This is a genomic window from Streptomyces sp. SP18BB07, from assembly GCF_036322545.1.
Taxonomy (GTDB): Bacteria; Actinomycetota; Actinomycetes; order Streptomycetales; family Streptomycetaceae; genus Streptomyces; species Streptomyces deccanensis.
Window position 1 is genome coordinate 115,630 of the sequence record NZ_JAQYWT010000354.1, and the last position, 14,999, is coordinate 130,628.

The following is a 14,999-nucleotide window of genomic DNA, read 5'->3' on the forward strand; positions in this document are numbered from 1 at the left end:
GGGCCGTGGGCGGCTCGGTGGTGACTACTTGGACGAGCGGGCCTCAACGGCGCTCAGGACGGCGGGCGCCCGCCTCACGGCCTCCTGTGCCATGGCCCGCACCATGCGGATGCCGACGACGTCGACCATCCGGCGAATCGTGTCGTCCGCGAACATGCCCAGCTCCGGCCAGTCGGCCTTAGCCGCGGCGAGCTCCTCGTCGGTGAGGGGGGTGACACTCCACGCCGCCGGGGCGGCGCTGCCGGTGCCCAGGTGCTTCGTCATCACCTCGTCGACCTCGGCGAAGTCGTCCACGATCTGCTTCGCGAGGTCGTCACGCTCCTCCATGCGCGCGATCGGCCAGGCGTAGGTGTCCTGGTCCAGCCCCTCACGGCTGGTGAGACGGGCGAGATTGGCCTTCCACGCCGCGGCGTTCTCGCGGAGTCGGGCGAGCGGGGCGTTCAGGTCGGGCTTCTTGTACATGGTGGTGGTGTCCCTTCGTTCGGGTCGGCGGCGGGGTGCTCACCCGCCAGTGGGGGCCCGGGGCGCCCGTGGTGGACGCCCCGGGAGTCTGGTGGATCAGGCGGTCAGCGTGAGGAGCTGCCGGTGATCGGGGAGGGAGTTCAGGAGACGGTTCCGCCACGCCAGGGCGTACCTGGGGCAGTTCCCGCAGTGCTTGTGCGTGCACCCGGGCATCGGGGCCCGCTTGGTGGCGTTCAGCGACCAGGCGAGGGAGTCGGAGGAGTAGAGCAGGTGGGACACCTCGCGCAGGCCGGTGACCTTGAAGCCGAAGCCGTGCAGGCGGATGCCCATGGACCACAGGGTCTCGATGATGCGTACGGCCTCGTCGGTGGTCTGGCGACGGCATACCGAGCCGATGCCCACCACGGGTTCGAGGGTGAGGTCGATGCCGAGCTGTTCGTACAGGTCCACGCACCGCAGGTACTCGTCCAGGGTGAAGCCCTGCAGCACGGGCATCCACGGCAGATCCCCGTCCAGCGTCATCAGGTTCAGGAAGGACGCCACGGTCTTGATCTGGTGGTCGTAGACCGTCAACCCGGTCTTGGCGAGGATCTCCTCCTCACACATCCAGTCCTGAATCGCGCAGACGTCCATCATGCCGATCTCGTCGAAGTACCGGCGGGCGAACTTGGCGTAGTCGTACGGGGACACGGTCCAACGGCCGTGCTTGGACAGCTCCGTGAAGCCGCCGCTGTCGAGCATCCAGGGGGTGACGGCGCGCGGCAGGGTCTTGCGGCCGCTGAGCCGGTGGTTCGCCACGCACAGCGGGATGCAGTCCTCGGCGAACTCCGGCCGGGCGAGCCACGACGGCTGATGTGTGCCCAGGTACGTCACGCGGTCGACGTCGTCGTACGAGCGGCGTCCGGGGTTCTTCGGGGCGGCCGGTCGTACGACTGCACTGTTCGCGGCGGGCGTGGGAAGGTCGAAGAGGACGGCAGAAGACATGCAGGTTCCTTCGTTCGGGCTTCGTCGGCGGTGCTCTCCGCCAACACTCCGAATAGTACAGCAATGAGAATCATGGGGAAGGGGAACCCGCGAAATGCGGGGACCGCCCGACCGGACGGCCCCCGCAGCGGCTCAGCTCTCGTCGGCGACCAGACGCGCCGTCGTCGTCCCGTCGTCCTCGACGACCCGCACGGACGCAGTCACCACCGCCGTCACCGCCTTGCCGTCGCTGAGGACCGTGCTGTCCGGGCCGCCCGGCCACGGCGTCCGGTCAACCTTGAGCCGGATCGTCTTCGGCTCCCCGCCGCCGGCGAGCATCGCTTCCACCACGTCTCCAGGCTGGATTTCCGGCAGGCCGCGGCGCCCCTGCACCTGCTTGACCAGGTTGGCCATCTGGAACGGCGCGAACCCGGCCGCGGCGAGGCTGCGCACGAACGTGGAGCCCAGGGCCGCCAGGTCGGGCCACTTCTCGACCAGCGTCGAGACATCCTCGTCCGACAGCTCCCGACCGCGCCGCCACTCCCGCGGCGCCCACCGCTCGGCCTTCGCCCGCGCGTCGAACCTCGCGAACCGCTCCGCCAGCTCGTGCCCCGCGGTTGCGCGCTCCTCCAACACCTTGACCTGCTCCCAGGTCGCCGAACCGGGCTCGACCGGCTGCCCTGCTGCAGCAGCGAGCCCCCGCAGGGCCTCAAGCTCGTCGTTCAGGTCCAGTTCGGGCATGTCGTTCATCGTCATCTCTCCATCAGGTGAAAGGGGTTGGGTCAGTCTGCCCACGCTGGACAGCGGGGCGGGTCACTACGGGTGAAGCTCGGCGGCCGGCACCTCGGTCTCCCGGTAACCCGGCCAGTCGTCGGCGAGGGGGTGGACGCGCACCGTGCCGTCGCCGAACGGCCAACCCTTCACCTCCACGGGCATGTCCGGCTTCCCGTCCCGCACCCATACGGCACGAGAGCCGATGGGCAGGCGAGCGGCGAACGACGGAGCGGTCAGCGGCATGCCGACCAGCTTTCGGCCGCGCTCGGTGATGTACGGGTAGGCGTTCGTCCGCCAGTGCTCGGTGGCCTCCGCGATCCGGCCGTCACTGCTCTGGAAGATGACCAGCCCGTCACGGCTCAGCCCTTGGCCGTCTCGGTGGTTCAGACCGTAGACCGCTCCCGTCTGCGGGTTCGCACGCCGCAGTTGCCGGTAACGGTCGGTCGGAAGGAGCGCGGCTCGTCCCTCGGGGGTGAGGAACCGGCTGCCGGTCTCCTCTTCGGTGCGCGCCCACGCCTCCGATATCGACTCCAGCACGCGTGCGGACACCACACCGCCGGGCAGACGCCCCCCGCCGTCGACGGCGGCCAGCAGCACCTTCCGCTGGCCCTTCGACATCTTCGTGATGGCGTAGCTGTGGAGCGGTCGGTTCTCGTACACGGTTCGTTCTCCCAAAAGTTCAGGCGCAGCGCTCGACAGTGCTGTTCGGGCCGGGGGCGCGGCCCTCGCGCGCCCCCGGCTTGGTCAAGCGGCGAGGCCGTACAGCGCGGCCCGACGGTTGCGGTACTTGTTGGTCTCCGCCCATCCGATGTGCTCGGCCATCGCAGTGCCCATCGGCGGCCGCGCGGCCGGTCCCTCGGCCTCCTCCAGGGCCTGGGCGCGCCGGATGATCTCCCGCATCGACAGGCCCTTTTTGAAGTCGGCCCCGACCTTGACTTCGGTCTCGGCGTACGCCGCAGCGAGCTCCGGCACGCGCCGCGCGCCGTTCACCAGGTCGCTGTTGCATCCGAGGACACAGAACACGCAGCTCAGGCGCCGGTTTCCCCAGTCGTATGCCGGGTGGTAGGGCAGGCGGGAACGGGCGATCTCGCGCCACACCTTCCGGTCGCTCCACGCGTGGATGGGCCGCCAGGTGGTGACGTGCCGTCGGCCGTTGCTCGCCCCCTGGTTGATCTCCACCTCGGCGAGCTTCGCCCGCTGGCTGCTCTCGGCGGCGCGCTGGCCGATGCACTCCAGGATGCGTACGGGGCGGCCCAGGTGCGTGAGTTCGGCGGTGAGCCGCGTGTAGAGGGTCCGGATCGGGCCTCGCTTGGCGTCCGGGGTGCACCAGCGTGCTGCGCTCGACGGCCAAGCCGGCGGGACCTTCGCCGTGGTCGGGTCCTCGCCCCGCTCGACGGCTTCCTTCTCCGCCTTGGCCTTGAGCTTGCCGTAGCGGATCTCGACGCGGTCGAGGAGATCGGCGCCCGACGCCTGGACCACCTCGAACCGGCGGACCCCCGCGAGGAGTGCCTGCAGCTCGGCGAGTTCGCGGGTGCCCTCCCACTCGACCCGGCCCAGGTCCGCGTGGACAACGACGACCTTGTCCAGCATCCCCAGGGCCTTCGCGCGCCGAACGACGTACCAGAGCATCGCCTGACTGTCCTTGCCGCCCGAGGACGACACGACGACCCAGTCCGCTTCGCGAATCAGCTTGTCGGGGACGGTCGTGGACGGCATGAGCGGCACGGACGCGTGCACCTTGCGAGGGCGGCGCGCCTTCTTCGCCGGAGCGGCCGCGGGGGCGACCTGGGGGCCAGTCTGGATGGCGGGGAGATCGAAGAGGGTCGCGGTCTGCATGGCGGGCGTCCTGGGGCGTGAGGCGGGCGGAGAGGGGCGGCGCAGAGGGCCGGGGCACGGTGAGGGCGCGCCCCGGCCGGATGGAGCTGCTACGCGGCGCGGGCCTGCCGGGCGGCGTGCGACTTCCCGCACCCGCCGCAGTCGGGGAGGTCGCGGATCATCCAGCCGTCGGGGCGGCGGATCTGGCCCTGGTGTCGGTACCAGGAAGCGAGCTGCCACTCCTGACCGCACAGGGTGCGGGGGCCCCGCTTATCGGGGTTGGGCAGGTGCCGGGTCGTCGCGGAGTGCGTACGCACGTAGACCGGCTCGCCCGTCTCCGGGTCGGCCCCGGGGTGTTCCTCCTCGTCCCATGCCATCGCGTCCGTCCAGCACTCGGTCGCGGTGGTGCGCGTGGCGTAGAACAGGTCCGCTGCCTCACGGGCGATGGCGTCACGGCGCACGGTGGGCAGAGCGAGGAACACGGCACGCTGCTCGGCGTCCTCGGGGGCCTTGCTGTGCTCGGGGCCGGTCTCGGCGTACAGGTCTGCGATGGCCTCGGCCGCCTCCTCCTTCGAGGGGTAGAAGCCGACGATGCCGCCGCGGTTGCGGCACTTCGAGGACCAGGCGGCGAACGCGCCGCGCGACAGCTTGGCCAGGGACTCGTCGAAGATGACCCCGATCATCTCGCGGTCCAGCTCCACGATCAGCTTCATCTCCCCACGGCGGGGTGAGTCGGGGGTGACGGCGAGACCCGCGCGCATGGGGCGCTTCTCGGCGGCGCTCGGCGACTGGGAGGCGACGGTCTTGGGGGAAGGCATGGCGCGGACTCCTGATGTACGGAAGAGGTTTCGGGGGAGGGTGCCGGGGCGCGGCCGTGAACGTCGCGCCCCGGCGAGAGGTGAGAAGACCGGACCGGTCAGATGACGTCGGTGACGTCGTAGAAGCTGGCCAGGTCACTGAACCGCTCCCGCGAGAGATCCAGGGTCGGGGCCGCGAACTCGCCGAGTACCGCGTGGATGTAGGCCACTTCCGCGATGCCACGGACCGAGTGGTCACGGGTGAGGTAAGAGGCCGTGGGCGACATGTAGTCGACGGCGTACCGCACGCCGTCGGACTCGGGGTCGATGTACTTGACGCACGTGATGCGCAGCAGGAGGTCACCGTCGGCGTAGTTGATGCGGGACTCCCGCAGCACCTCCCCACGGGCGATGCTCAGCTCGTACGTCTCGCGCTGCTCGAGCGTGAGGGACGTGAGCCCTTTGTGGTGGAGGAGCGTGCGCATCGGCCCGTAGTGCGCGGTGAGTTCCGGCAGCGTCCTCACGGCCAGGGAAACGTTCATCAGTGTTCCTTCCTTCGGGCTGTCGGCGGTGCTCTCCGCCAACACGTCGAATAGTACAGCAATAAGAACGCGGGAGGTAGTAGGCCCCGAGGAATAAGACCTTCGCGGCGCTCGTGTGTCACGGCTGCACTATCAGGTCACGCGATCAACGTGACACCGTCGATCGTCTTCGCCCGCCGAATGCAGGGAACCCCGCCCGTACGGCTGGGCGGAGTCGGCTTCGGCAACTCCCGCACCGGTTCGCCCACGGTTCCGTCCCGGCCCGTCAGCTGAGTGAACCGCTCCTCGAACTTCGGGCGCTGCTTGTCGCGCACCCCGGCCGGCGCCGCCACCAGGTACGCGAACGCCGTGGGATAGCTGTCGCCCCCCGTCAGGTAGTGGGCCCGCTCGATCCGGGAGTGCTCGCCCCGTTCCAGCCGCATGCCGTGGGCGACCGCCAACGCCCGCACGTACGCCTCCGCCCCAGCTCGGGAGCCTTCCCACACCGTACGCACGGACCGCCACGCCTGGCCCTTCTTCGTCTGCCCCCGGCATCCGTCCAGCCCAGAGCACCAAGGCGCGAAGTCACTGGCCGGGTGGTCGGCACGGCACACCTCCGTACGGGGCTCACGGCACCACCAGCGCGGCGACCGGCACGTCTTGCCGTGCCACTGACGGCAGTCGTCCGTACGGGCCGCGAAGTACACCCGCCGCACCTCGTACACCGCGTACGCGGCCTGCCCCAGCGACAGCTCGAACGCGTCCAGGACCGCCGTGTTCCGCCCGTCGTCCGTGAGCCGCTTCCGCAGCGACTTCTCGCCGTACAGCGCCTGCCGCTCGTTCAAGGCCTGGGAGACGTACTCCATGCGCAACACGTCGGCCGCGACGTGCGGATGGGCCCTCAGCCGCTCCTCGTGCGCGTCCCTGGAGGCACACACGCCACTGAACGGGCACTGCGCGCAGTACGACTTGCGTATGGGCTCGCCGAGCTGCCCGAGGACGTACGCCTCCACGGCGGCCCGCTTCATGCGCGCGTGGATGAGCGGGTAGTACGGCTCGCAGATCGTCCGGCCGGCCTCGGCGTTCAGGCCCCGCTGGATGCCGGAGTCCTTCTCCGCCCGGTCCATCTCGTCGGCGTGGTAGCCGATGACGCGCCGGAAGCTGGACGTGCCGAACTCGTGCGCCGCCCACAGGTCCAGGCACCAGCCCTTGAACTTGATCGAGCACGTCCGCTTGCCCCGAGCCATCTGCGGGACGGTCCCGGCCGTGCGCAGCTCGTCAGACAGCCTCCACGGGCCCTGAGCCATGATCCGGCGGGGCTGGCGGGAGTCGTCCAGGACGACCACGCCGTCGGCGTCCTCCGGCCCGCCCCTGGCTATCTGCACCAGCCTCACCCGGGCCCGGCGCAGCAACGGCAGCACCAACCGGTCGACGTAGCTCAGGGAGTCGGGCCACTCATCCCCGGTGACTGCGTGCACGATCACCAGGTCCGACAGGTCCGCACGCAGCCCGTACCGCTCCGGGTCGGCGAGGAACATCAGCAGGATCGCCGTACTGTCCGCGCCGAGCCCGTACGACAGCACGGTGATCCCGGACCGGCGGAAGGTGGCCGGCACAGCCGCGACGGGAGCGGACGCGGGGGCGGGCAGATCGAACAGGGCAGGCGCAGACACTCGATGTTCCTTCGGGGATCCGGCGACGGCCGGGAACGGGAGGGGAGCTACGGGACAGACCAGGAACTCAGCGGCGGCGCAGCATCCAGGCCAGCAGGGACCGAAGGGACTGGACACGGCCGCGCCGTTCGTACGCCCGGACCATCGCGGCGACGTCGGCCGGGTCCGGGGACTGGTGCCACCACACCTTGATGACCAGCGCCGCGCGCAGCTCCCCGTACGGCCGCTCCACCATGACGCTCGCTCCGCCCCGGTCGGACTTCCACAGCAACCACACGTGATCCGTCTCGGAGCTGCGCTCGAACTCCCCGGTGCGCATGGTCGGGGGCAGACCCAACAGACGGGCCACCTCGTCGGCGAACGACTCGAACGTGTACTGGGGGGACTCGGCGGCGGGCAGGTGGGGCTGGAGCCAGGACGGCAGAGGCATGGGGGCAGAAACCTTCCTCAGAGCGACGAACAGGCCTACGGGCGGGCCCGTGGCCGAGAGCGCGGGAAAAGGCCAGGCAGGCGGGGTTTTTGGACTTTCTGGACCGCTCACACGCGCGCGTGCGCGTGCGAGGCTCGATCGGTGCCGCCCGCGCGGATCGGCGGGTGGCACCGGATCGGATGTCAGACCCGGGAGTCCTGCTCGAACTCGACCGGGACGTCCTCGACGCGGAGGTACCGCTTCGCGGGGTTGACGCGCCACAGGAGTCGGCGGGCGTTCTCGGCGGCGGTCATGCGTCCGTCGAGTCGCCGGAAGCGCAGCACGATTGGGGGGTGCGCGGGGACGTGGCCGATGTCGGCACGGATTCCGGCGGTGATGGTGGTGATGATCTCGCGGCCGAGTCCGCCGCTGCTGCGGCTCCACACCTGCACGGTGGGCGTGCCGGTCTCGATCGCGGCCAGTTCCTCGGGATGGGTGTTGGCGACGTTGTAGGCGCGGGCGGCGGCGCGGATGGTCTCGGGGGTCACGGGCATGTCGGTGCCGCGCATCTGCTTGGCGGTGGGCTCGATGGCGAGGATCGCGGCGCGGGCCTCCTCGATGGCGTCGCGCGCCTGGTCGTGCGCGGCGTTCGAGGCCTGGAGGCCGGCCAGCCCATCGAGTGCGTCAGCGGCCTCCACGGCAGCGGTCGCGGCCTCGAGGGCGCGGTGCGCGGGTACGAGCGCGCGGCGCTGTGGGGAGGGCGCGCCGGGTGCGAGGGCCAGGAGGTGACGCATGAGCTCGGTCAGGTCCTCGGGGCGGAGACGGAGAGCGGCGGTGTCGGCGACAGCGTGAGCGCGGAACGCGGCGAAGTTCGGGCTGCGCTCCTCGACGGCGCGGATAGCCGCGTGGGCGCGCTTCACGGCGGCGTGGGTGTTCCGAGTGGCACGGTCGCGGTCCGGGCCGGTGTGGGCGGTCCTGAGAGCTTCACGGGCGTCTTCGACGTCGGCCTGCGCTTCGGTGATCTCCGGGCGGAGGTCGACAGGGGCAGTCGGGCCCAGCTCGATGAGCTCGTGGGAGAGCTGGTCGAGGTCGCGGGGGGAGGGGAGGGCCGTGCGGCGCGGTTCACGCCACAGGCGGATGGAGACCGGCTCGCAGTTCTGCAGGCGGCGTGTCTGCTGACGGGCGGAGAGGCGCACGGAGATGGCGTTGTTCAGCGTCTGGTCCCAGCTGCGGGGGTCGTCGTCGCCCCATCCGGCGATCTCGTCGCGGAGCGCGCGCACCTCGTCAGTCCTCATGCGGTGGAGCTGTTCGCGGATGGCCCAGTACCGCTCATCCTCAGTGAAGATGACCCGGACGAACTCCGATGCGGCGCGCTTGCGGATGATGCGGCGCACCATCTCCTTGTTCGCCTTGCCCTGCTCCGTGGCGTAGTCGCGGCTCATGACGGCGTCCACGAGGTCGTGAGTGACGACACGCCCGTTGTGGAGGCGGGCGGAGATCAGGACCTGCAGCGCCATGGCTTCGGCGCGGGCGGTGGCAGTGGTCACGGTGGGCTTCCTTCGTTCGGGCCTGTCCCGGTGCTCTCCGGGACTGTGGGGTGGGGCGGTGCGCCCTGCGCCGCCACCGGAAGGGCCGGTGAGGGGGCGGGGCGCACCGCCCGCCGGTGGGTACGGCGGGCGGTGCGGAGCGTCAGGCGGTGTGGCCCGTACAGATCGCCTTGAGTTCGGCGTACGTGCACACGCCGTCGTCGGCGGTGAGTTCGCCGTGTTCGCGCATGACTTCGGCGAGGGCGAAGCAGGTGAGGGGCGAGAACTTCAGCGTGCCGGAGCGCCGCATCGTGTCGCGCCTCTCCGGGGTGAGGCGGGAGGCCCACCGGCGGGCGTCCCCGTAGTGGAGGCGCGAATTCGAGGCAGCGATGCCGATCCGCACGGAGTGGGCGGCGATGGCCTGCTCACGGGCGTCGGTGGGCTTGGCAAGGGTGACAGGGGCCATGGTGCGTTCCTTCGTTCGGGCTGGGCCCCGGTGCTCTCCGGGGCTGCGGGGCGAACCCGCAAGAAGAACAGTACAGCAATAAGAATCAAGCGCAACGGTCGAGCCGTAAGGAACCGTAAACATGCAGGTGAATTGACCCGTGAGCACTCTCAGGGATTCTTACAGCTGTACTTTTCTTCCGTTCGGCTGTACGTTCTGGAGCCCCGCCCACCGGCGGCACCGGGGAGAGCAACCCCGGGCACTCCCGAACGAAGGACACCCGCAATGCGCATGACCCGCCGCCCCCGCCCCGCCGCACTCCTCGCCGCCGGGCTCGCCGCCGCCTTCCTCGGCGCCGCCGCCGCGTTCGGCCCCGGCACGGCCGACCCGCACGCCGGTACGCCCCTTCCCGCCCCGCTGGCCACCGTCACGCTCGTGACCGAGGACGCCATTGCCACCGCGTACAACGACGGCTGGACCGAGGGGCGGGACGACCTCATGGCCACCGGCTGTGTCGAGCCGATCCCCACCGCGCCCGAGTCGGACGACCCGCTCGTCACCGCCTACAACGACGGCTGGATCGACGGACGGCACGAACTCGCCGACAGCGACGCCTGCACGCCCGAGACCCTGCACGCCGGAGCCGTCGCCGCCCCGCTGGAGTGCGAGCACAACGACGCCCCCACTGACGTCTTCCGGCTGTGCCTGACCGTCGCCGCCCGCCCCGGCGGCCCCGAAGCGATCGCCGCCCTCCCCCAGACGCCCGGCACGAAGCAGTGGGCGAACGCGCTGCGAGCGCTGGACCGCAAGCAGCGCAACGCCTGACCATGCCCCGCCCGCCCGGGGCGCACCGCCCGCGCCCCGGGCACTGCCGAGCCCAGACAGGAGCACCCGCCGTGATCACCCCCGAGCAGCTCGACGCCGAGCACAACGCCTTCCTCCGCTCCCGCGCGCTCGCCGCCCTGGTGCGCGAAGCCGCCCGCCCCACCGAACGGGAAGCGTTCGCCCGTATCGCCGCCGCGTTCGACGGGGCCGCCGACGGCCTTGAGTCCGCCCGGGGTGATCACCTGGAGCGCCGGAACCCCGTGCGCAGCGCCATGGGCACCGTCCGGGAGCTGTGCGAGGGAACGCGCCTGCCGTCCCTGCTCGCCGACTACGTCACCCTCCCGTTCATCGGCGCGGACGGCGTCGTCCCGATCCAGCCCGACACCCGCGACGCGCAGCTCATCGAGTGGAGCGTGGATCTGCGCCGCCGGTTCGACGCCACTCACACCGACCTGCGGGCAGCCGACGGGGACGCCGACGGCGTACGGGCCGCGCTCGCCCGCGTCGTCGACCTCCAGCTCGAGGCCGTACGCCTGACCGCCGCGATCAAGGGCGAGGGGCCCGGCCGTCGGAACTGGTCGGCCATGACGCACGCCGACTTCGACGGCACCGCCCCGCTCGCCCTGGTCGACGCGGACGCCGTACGCCGGCCCGTGCCCGCCGTCCCGGACGCGTGTGGCACTGAGGCGCTGTTCGGGGACGACCCCGCACCCAAGCGCGCGCCCCGCACCCGTAGGCCGGCCGCGACGCCCACCCAGGACACCGGCACCCTCTTCTAGTCAGGCGGACAGTGCAGGCGTAAGACTCGCTGCGCATGTCGACAGCTCCCCAGGGTGCGGATTCACCTGGGGAAATCTTGATCTCGTCCCCCGGTTTCACCCCACCGGACTTCTTATTGCTGTACTATTTTCCTTGTTGGTGGAGAGCACCGCCAACAGCCCGAACGAAGGAACACCGCAATGGCTTCTGTCACCGCCCGCCGCGCCGCCACCGTCCTCCGCGACCGCGTCCGCGCCAACCGCGCCGCCACCTCCGAGCAGCGCTCCGCCGCCCAGGCCGCCCGCCGTGTCCGCACCGGCGCCCGCTCCCTGTTCACCCACGCCGCCGCGACCGGCGCCACCCGCGAGACCGCCAAGGCCGTCGCCTCCGCGCTCGCCAAGGCCGTGGACCGCGCGGGGGTCAAGGGCCACCGCTACCGCACCCGCCGCACCGCCAAGGGCTTCCTCCGTCACGCCCGGACCGCCTTCCGCTACACCCGCGCCCAGGTCGCCCGGATCGCCGCCGCGTACAAGCCGCGCAAGCCGGAGTACAAGGCCGTCCGCGCCGTGCTGATCGCCGCCTGACCGGCTCTCAGACCGCCGGGGCGCGGCCCTCCCCCGCCGCGCCCCGGCCCCCCCTTCACCCCACCTCGTACGCCGGAGACGGAGACACCCATGTCCATCCCGCCCAAGGCCCTCGCCGCCGCCCACCGCGCCCGCACCATCGCCGCCATCGCCCGCACCCGCGCTACCGTGCCGCTCCAGACCGCCACGAGCCACGACGCGCTGTGGAAGATCGCCAACCTCCTCGACGCCGCCGCCACCGCCTTCGAGACCGAGCACCCCGACACCTTCAACGGCATCACCATCACGAACACGGTCCCGGTGGACGCGTGGCTCGCCCTGGCCGACGCTGAGCGGATCGCTGCCGCCAACCCGACTCTCGGCTTCCCGCCCATGTTCGGCCAGTACGTCACCGCCGTCGTGTACGGCAGCGAGATCGAGCTGCCCCCGTCGCTGCTGCCCGGCGGCCCCGTCCTGATTGCCAAGGAAGGCGACTTGTTCGCCCGGCTCTTCGCAGTCCACGGCCACCTGCGGGTCACGACTGGAGAGGAGATCACGACTGCGCTCCTCGAAGCGGCGTTCACGCTGCACTGGAAGCACGCCCTCTTGGCTGCGTCCGAAAGGGTCAGCGCTGCCCGGCCGTGCAACCGGCCCACCGTCCCGGCCGTCGTCGAGATCCCTGCCCCAGCCACGGCCACGGCACTCAGCCGCGCCCACGCCGAGCACGGCCCGACCGTGACGTACGGGCTCAAGGACCGCCGCCTGCCGTGCTTCTCCAGCGAGCACCCCGCACCGCACACGGCCGTCCGGATGGTGTCTCACCTCGGCGCCCGTATCCCCACCTGCGAGCAGCACCGCGAGGCCGCCGCCGTCGCCGCCCGGGAGCTGTACGACCTCCACGGCTGACACCGACCCCACCGTGTGGGCGCGACGCAAGCACCACCCGCATGACCCCATACCCCGGCCGGAGAGCACCGCGCCGGAACCGCCCGAACGAAGGAACACCCGCCGTGACCCTGTCCGCCGTCGCCCCCGCGACCACCGCCGCGCCGCTCGCCGCCCTCCTGCCCGCCCGCCGGGGCAAGGCGTGGACGGTCGGCCCCGCCCCGTACGGCATCCGCAACAACGTCGCCACCTCCCGCATCACCGACGGCCGCCGCGCCCTGATCGTCGTGGAGCAAGCGGGCCGCGTAGAGGTCTACGCCGACCGGCCCGACACCTTCCCCGTCCACCCGGACGCCGTTGCCGACTCCACCGACCCCGCCTCCGTCGCCACGCTCGCCGCCCGAGCCCTGCGCTGGATACTGCCCCTCCTCGACGCCGAAGCGGCCCACGCCGTCAACGCCGAACAGGGGTGGCGTCAGGTCCTGCACCACAAGGGCACCGCCCTGACGGAGTTCGGGTTCCACCTGATCGACCACGGTGCCCACCCCCAGGACGCCGAGCGGACCGACGGCCCCGGGCTGGCATGGACGACCGACAGCGGCGCGGAGTGGGGCGTGTGGGCGAACGGGGTGGGCGGGAACTTCGCCTTGACCTTTGAGGGCCCGCTGAGCGGCCTGTACGCGGCCCTGCCTGTCCTGCTTCCCCCGCTGGGTGCCCACACGCCCACGGACGCCGGGAGCGCCTTCACGCGCCACCTGACCGACCGGTTCCCGCAGCTCCGCCCCATCGACGCCGACGAGGTCGACTTCGGCGGCCACCAGGACTTGCACGGCTGGATCGCGCTCCCCTCCCGCGCCGAGCCCACCGACCCCGTCAGCGACGCCACCCGCGTCTGCGCCCAGGTCGGCCCCGTCGGCATCGACCTGCTGCTCGCCGCCTCCACGCACATGGTCTGACCCTCGACCCGCCCGGCCGCGCCCCCGATTGCTCCGGGGCGCGGCCCCTCCCCGAAAGGCCCCGCCATGACCCAGACCGTTACCGCCGCCCCCGTCGTCAGCCGCTCCCAGAGGCTCGCCGCCCGCGTCGCCGCCCTCCTGCCCGAGCGGGCCGGCCACGGCTGGACCGTCGAGCCCTACCAGGCATGGTGGTCGGTGAAGCCCGCCGCCCGTCTCGTCCAGGCCGACCGCGCCCTGATCCTCATCGCGCACCCGTGGCGCACGGACATCGGTTGGCAGCTCCCCGACCGCGAGCCGTACCAGCCGGACCGCCGCCTCGACCACATGGCGCCGGAGCCGATCGCGCGCGAGGTGCTGCGCCTGGTGCTGCCCGTCCTCGACGACGAGGCCGCCGGGCGCGCCCAGGACGGGCCGCGCGTCAGGGGGCGGCTGGAGCTGCTGGACGAGATCGGGCACGCGATGCGGCTGCAGGGCGTCGCGACGTACAACCGGGTCGGTCTCCTGCCGAACACGTCCACCCTGGCGTGGGGGTCCCCGTCCGGGGCGCGCTACTCGGTCACGGCGTACGGCACGAAGCCCGAGTGCCACGTGTCCATCACGGGCCCGGTGCGCGCCGTGGAGCGGGCCGTCGGGCACTTCCTGCCCGAAGCAGTCCCCGGGCGGCCGGTGCCCCGCGTCCGTGGACGCCTGGCGCGCCGTATGGCCGCCGTTCTGGCCCGGCGCGGGGACGTCGAGCAGACCGAGCAGGGCGGACTCGCGTTCGGCACCCAGCCCGGCCCGTACGGGTACGTCGCCGCTGCCCTCGACCCGATCTCCCGCGCCCACGACACGACCCCGGCGTCCGTCGACGTTCACGGCATCGGCGCGGACCTGCTGATCTCCCTCGCCCCGCAGCTTTGCCGCTGACCGGCCCGAGCTGACCTACCCGCCCTACCTCTGGAGGAACGAACATCATGACGAATGCCACTCGTGCGGCACTGCTCGCGGCGATCGAACGTGGAGGAGAGGTCGTCGAGACCCGCTCGCACCAGGTGGTGACCTACGCGCCGCGCAAGGACAACGATCACCGGCCGTGGGTGGTGCGCGAGCCGGGCGTAGGTCAGAGCTTCCGTGTGGGGGACGCTGAGGTCTCTGTCGCCGGGGCCGGTCTGACTTCGGCCTCCGCGTTCGAGGACGCCCAGGCCAAGGCGCGCGGCGCCCACGTTCCCGGGCATGACCCGCTGCCCGCGTTGCGGCTGGAGGAGATCCGCGCCCACGCGGACACACCAGAGATACGCGAGGTCCTTGGGGAACTGGACCGCGTTCACGCGCTACTGGACCGCGCGCTCGAGGACAACGGAACGCTCCTCGACAACTGGGCCCGGTACGAGGGCGTCACGCCGAACACGTTCCTCGGCGTGCTCTGCCGGACGTGCCACGCCGAGATACAGCCGGGCACGGAGGGCTGCCCACGGCACTCGCCGACCGTGATCGGGCGGGCCCTGTACCGGATGCACGCGGAGAACCGGTCGCTCCTGGACGAGGAGGAGGCGGGCAACCAAGCGGTCGCGATGCTGGACGCCGCCCTGCCGCTGCTGGCCGGGGTGCTGAACCCGGTGGACCACAAGGAGGGGTGCCGCCCGCACG

Annotated in this window: 18 protein-coding genes; 7 read left to right on the plus strand and 11 right to left on the minus strand. The window is 71.7% G+C overall.

Annotated features, from left to right (window positions below):
• Positions 1–24 precede the first annotated feature (24 nt).
• The 11 genes from PUR53_RS36385 to PUR53_RS36435 all read right to left on the minus strand — a co-directional run bounded on the left by PUR53_RS36385 (position 25) and on the right by PUR53_RS36435 (position 9,406).
• Positions 25–462: a hypothetical protein gene (locus tag PUR53_RS36385; RefSeq protein WP_329911153.1), complete on the minus strand. Its 438-nt coding sequence runs from the start codon at positions 460–462 to the stop codon at positions 25–27.
• Between the two features lie 96 nt (positions 463–558).
• Positions 559–1,446 (minus strand): deazapurine DNA modification protein DpdA family protein, encoded by an 888-nt coding sequence (locus PUR53_RS36390; protein WP_329911155.1) that lies wholly within the window; start codon positions 1,444–1,446, stop codon positions 559–561.
• 132 nt (positions 1,447–1,578) lie between these two features.
• Positions 1,579–2,175 carry a hypothetical protein gene (locus PUR53_RS36395; RefSeq protein ID WP_329911157.1) on the minus strand — a complete coding sequence of 199 codons (597 nt, stop codon included), beginning with the start codon at positions 2,173–2,175 and terminating at the stop codon, positions 1,579–1,581.
• 66 nt (positions 2,176–2,241) lie between these two features.
• Complete coding sequence (locus PUR53_RS36400; RefSeq protein ID WP_329911159.1) at positions 2,242–2,859, minus strand: hypothetical protein; 618 nt, start codon at positions 2,857–2,859, stop codon at positions 2,242–2,244.
• Between the two features lie 84 nt (positions 2,860–2,943).
• Positions 2,944–4,035, minus strand: a complete 1,092-nt coding sequence (locus PUR53_RS36405) for a phosphoadenosine phosphosulfate reductase family protein (protein WP_329911161.1) — start codon at positions 4,033–4,035, stop codon at positions 2,944–2,946.
• A gap of 89 nt (positions 4,036–4,124) precedes the next feature.
• Positions 4,125–4,832 (minus strand): hypothetical protein, encoded by a 708-nt coding sequence (locus tag PUR53_RS36410; protein ID WP_329911162.1) that lies wholly within the window; start codon positions 4,830–4,832, stop codon positions 4,125–4,127.
• A gap of 98 nt (positions 4,833–4,930) precedes the next feature.
• Positions 4,931–5,353, minus strand: a complete 423-nt coding sequence (locus PUR53_RS36415; protein ID WP_329911163.1) for a hypothetical protein — start codon at positions 5,351–5,353, stop codon at positions 4,931–4,933.
• A 137-nt stretch (positions 5,354–5,490) separates the two neighbouring features.
• Complete coding sequence (locus PUR53_RS36420) at positions 5,491–7,005, minus strand: hypothetical protein (RefSeq protein ID WP_329911165.1); 1,515 nt, start codon at positions 7,003–7,005, stop codon at positions 5,491–5,493.
• Positions 7,006–7,072: 67 nt separating this feature from the next.
• A complete protein-coding gene (locus PUR53_RS36425; RefSeq protein WP_329911167.1) occupies positions 7,073–7,435 on the minus strand; it encodes a hypothetical protein in 363 nt (120 codons plus the stop codon).
• Positions 7,436–7,617: 182 nt separating this feature from the next.
• Entirely contained in the window at positions 7,618–8,961 is a 1,344-nt protein-coding gene (locus tag PUR53_RS36430) for a hypothetical protein (protein WP_329911169.1), read from the minus strand.
• A 142-nt stretch (positions 8,962–9,103) separates the two neighbouring features.
• Complete coding sequence (locus tag PUR53_RS36435) at positions 9,104–9,406, minus strand: hypothetical protein (RefSeq protein ID WP_329911170.1); 303 nt, start codon at positions 9,404–9,406, stop codon at positions 9,104–9,106.
• Positions 9,407–9,670: 264 nt separating this feature from the next.
• Between PUR53_RS36435 and PUR53_RS36440 the strand changes: the two genes are divergently transcribed.
• The 7 genes from PUR53_RS36440 to PUR53_RS36470 form a co-directional block, all read left to right on the plus strand.
• On the plus strand, positions 9,671–10,210 hold the full coding sequence (locus PUR53_RS36440) for a hypothetical protein (protein ID WP_329911171.1): 540 nt from the start codon (positions 9,671–9,673) through the stop codon (positions 10,208–10,210).
• A 71-nt stretch (positions 10,211–10,281) separates the two neighbouring features.
• The gene (locus tag PUR53_RS36445) at positions 10,282–10,989 is read left to right on the plus strand and encodes a hypothetical protein (RefSeq protein WP_329911172.1); all 708 of its coding nucleotides are present in this window, start codon (positions 10,282–10,284) and stop codon (positions 10,987–10,989) included.
• 180 nt (positions 10,990–11,169) lie between these two features.
• The gene (locus tag PUR53_RS36450; RefSeq protein WP_329911173.1) at positions 11,170–11,553 is read left to right on the plus strand and encodes a hypothetical protein; all 384 of its coding nucleotides are present in this window, start codon (positions 11,170–11,172) and stop codon (positions 11,551–11,553) included.
• 90 nt (positions 11,554–11,643) lie between these two features.
• Positions 11,644–12,438 (plus strand): hypothetical protein, encoded by a 795-nt coding sequence (locus tag PUR53_RS36455; RefSeq protein ID WP_329911174.1) that lies wholly within the window; start codon positions 11,644–11,646, stop codon positions 12,436–12,438.
• Positions 12,439–12,542: 104 nt separating this feature from the next.
• Positions 12,543–13,373 carry a hypothetical protein gene (locus tag PUR53_RS36460; RefSeq protein WP_329911175.1) on the plus strand — a complete coding sequence of 277 codons (831 nt, stop codon included), beginning with the start codon at positions 12,543–12,545 and terminating at the stop codon, positions 13,371–13,373.
• A 66-nt stretch (positions 13,374–13,439) separates the two neighbouring features.
• On the plus strand, positions 13,440–14,279 hold the full coding sequence (locus tag PUR53_RS36465; RefSeq protein WP_329911177.1) for a hypothetical protein: 840 nt from the start codon (positions 13,440–13,442) through the stop codon (positions 14,277–14,279).
• Positions 14,280–14,326: 47 nt separating this feature from the next.
• Positions 14,327–14,999, plus strand: a 673-nt coding sequence (locus PUR53_RS36470) for a hypothetical protein (protein ID WP_329911178.1), incomplete at its 3' end; no start/stop codon positions are given.

What these genes read in the sequence shown, in the direction of transcription:
- PUR53_RS36385 (WP_329911153.1), bottom strand. Translation starts at nt 462, where the DNA reads ATGTACAAGAAGCCCGACCTGAACGCCCCGCTCGCCCGACTCCGCGAG.
- PUR53_RS36390 (WP_329911155.1), bottom strand. Translation starts at nt 1,446, where the DNA reads ATGTCTTCTGCCGTCCTCTTCGACCTTCCCACGCCCGCCGCGAACAGT.
- PUR53_RS36395 (WP_329911157.1), bottom strand. Translation starts at nt 2,175, where the DNA reads ATGAACGACATGCCCGAACTGGACCTGAACGACGAGCTTGAGGCCCTG.
- PUR53_RS36405 (WP_329911161.1), bottom strand. Translation starts at nt 4,035, where the DNA reads ATGCAGACCGCGACCCTCTTCGATCTCCCCGCCATCCAGACTGGCCCC.
- PUR53_RS36410 (WP_329911162.1), bottom strand. Translation starts at nt 4,832, where the DNA reads ATGCCTTCCCCCAAGACCGTCGCCTCCCAGTCGCCGAGCGCCGCCGAG.
- PUR53_RS36415 (WP_329911163.1), bottom strand. Translation starts at nt 5,353, where the DNA reads ATGAACGTTTCCCTGGCCGTGAGGACGCTGCCGGAACTCACCGCGCAC.
- PUR53_RS36425 (WP_329911167.1), bottom strand. Translation starts at nt 7,435, where the DNA reads ATGCCTCTGCCGTCCTGGCTCCAGCCCCACCTGCCCGCCGCCGAGTCC.
- PUR53_RS36435 (WP_329911170.1), bottom strand. Translation starts at nt 9,406, where the DNA reads ATGGCCCCTGTCACCCTTGCCAAGCCCACCGACGCCCGTGAGCAGGCC.
- PUR53_RS36440 (WP_329911171.1), top strand. Translation starts at nt 9,671, where the DNA reads ATGCGCATGACCCGCCGCCCCCGCCCCGCCGCACTCCTCGCCGCCGGG.
- PUR53_RS36450 (WP_329911173.1), top strand. Translation starts at nt 11,170, where the DNA reads ATGGCTTCTGTCACCGCCCGCCGCGCCGCCACCGTCCTCCGCGACCGC.
- PUR53_RS36455 (WP_329911174.1), top strand. Translation starts at nt 11,644, where the DNA reads ATGTCCATCCCGCCCAAGGCCCTCGCCGCCGCCCACCGCGCCCGCACC.
- PUR53_RS36465 (WP_329911177.1), top strand. Translation starts at nt 13,440, where the DNA reads ATGACCCAGACCGTTACCGCCGCCCCCGTCGTCAGCCGCTCCCAGAGG.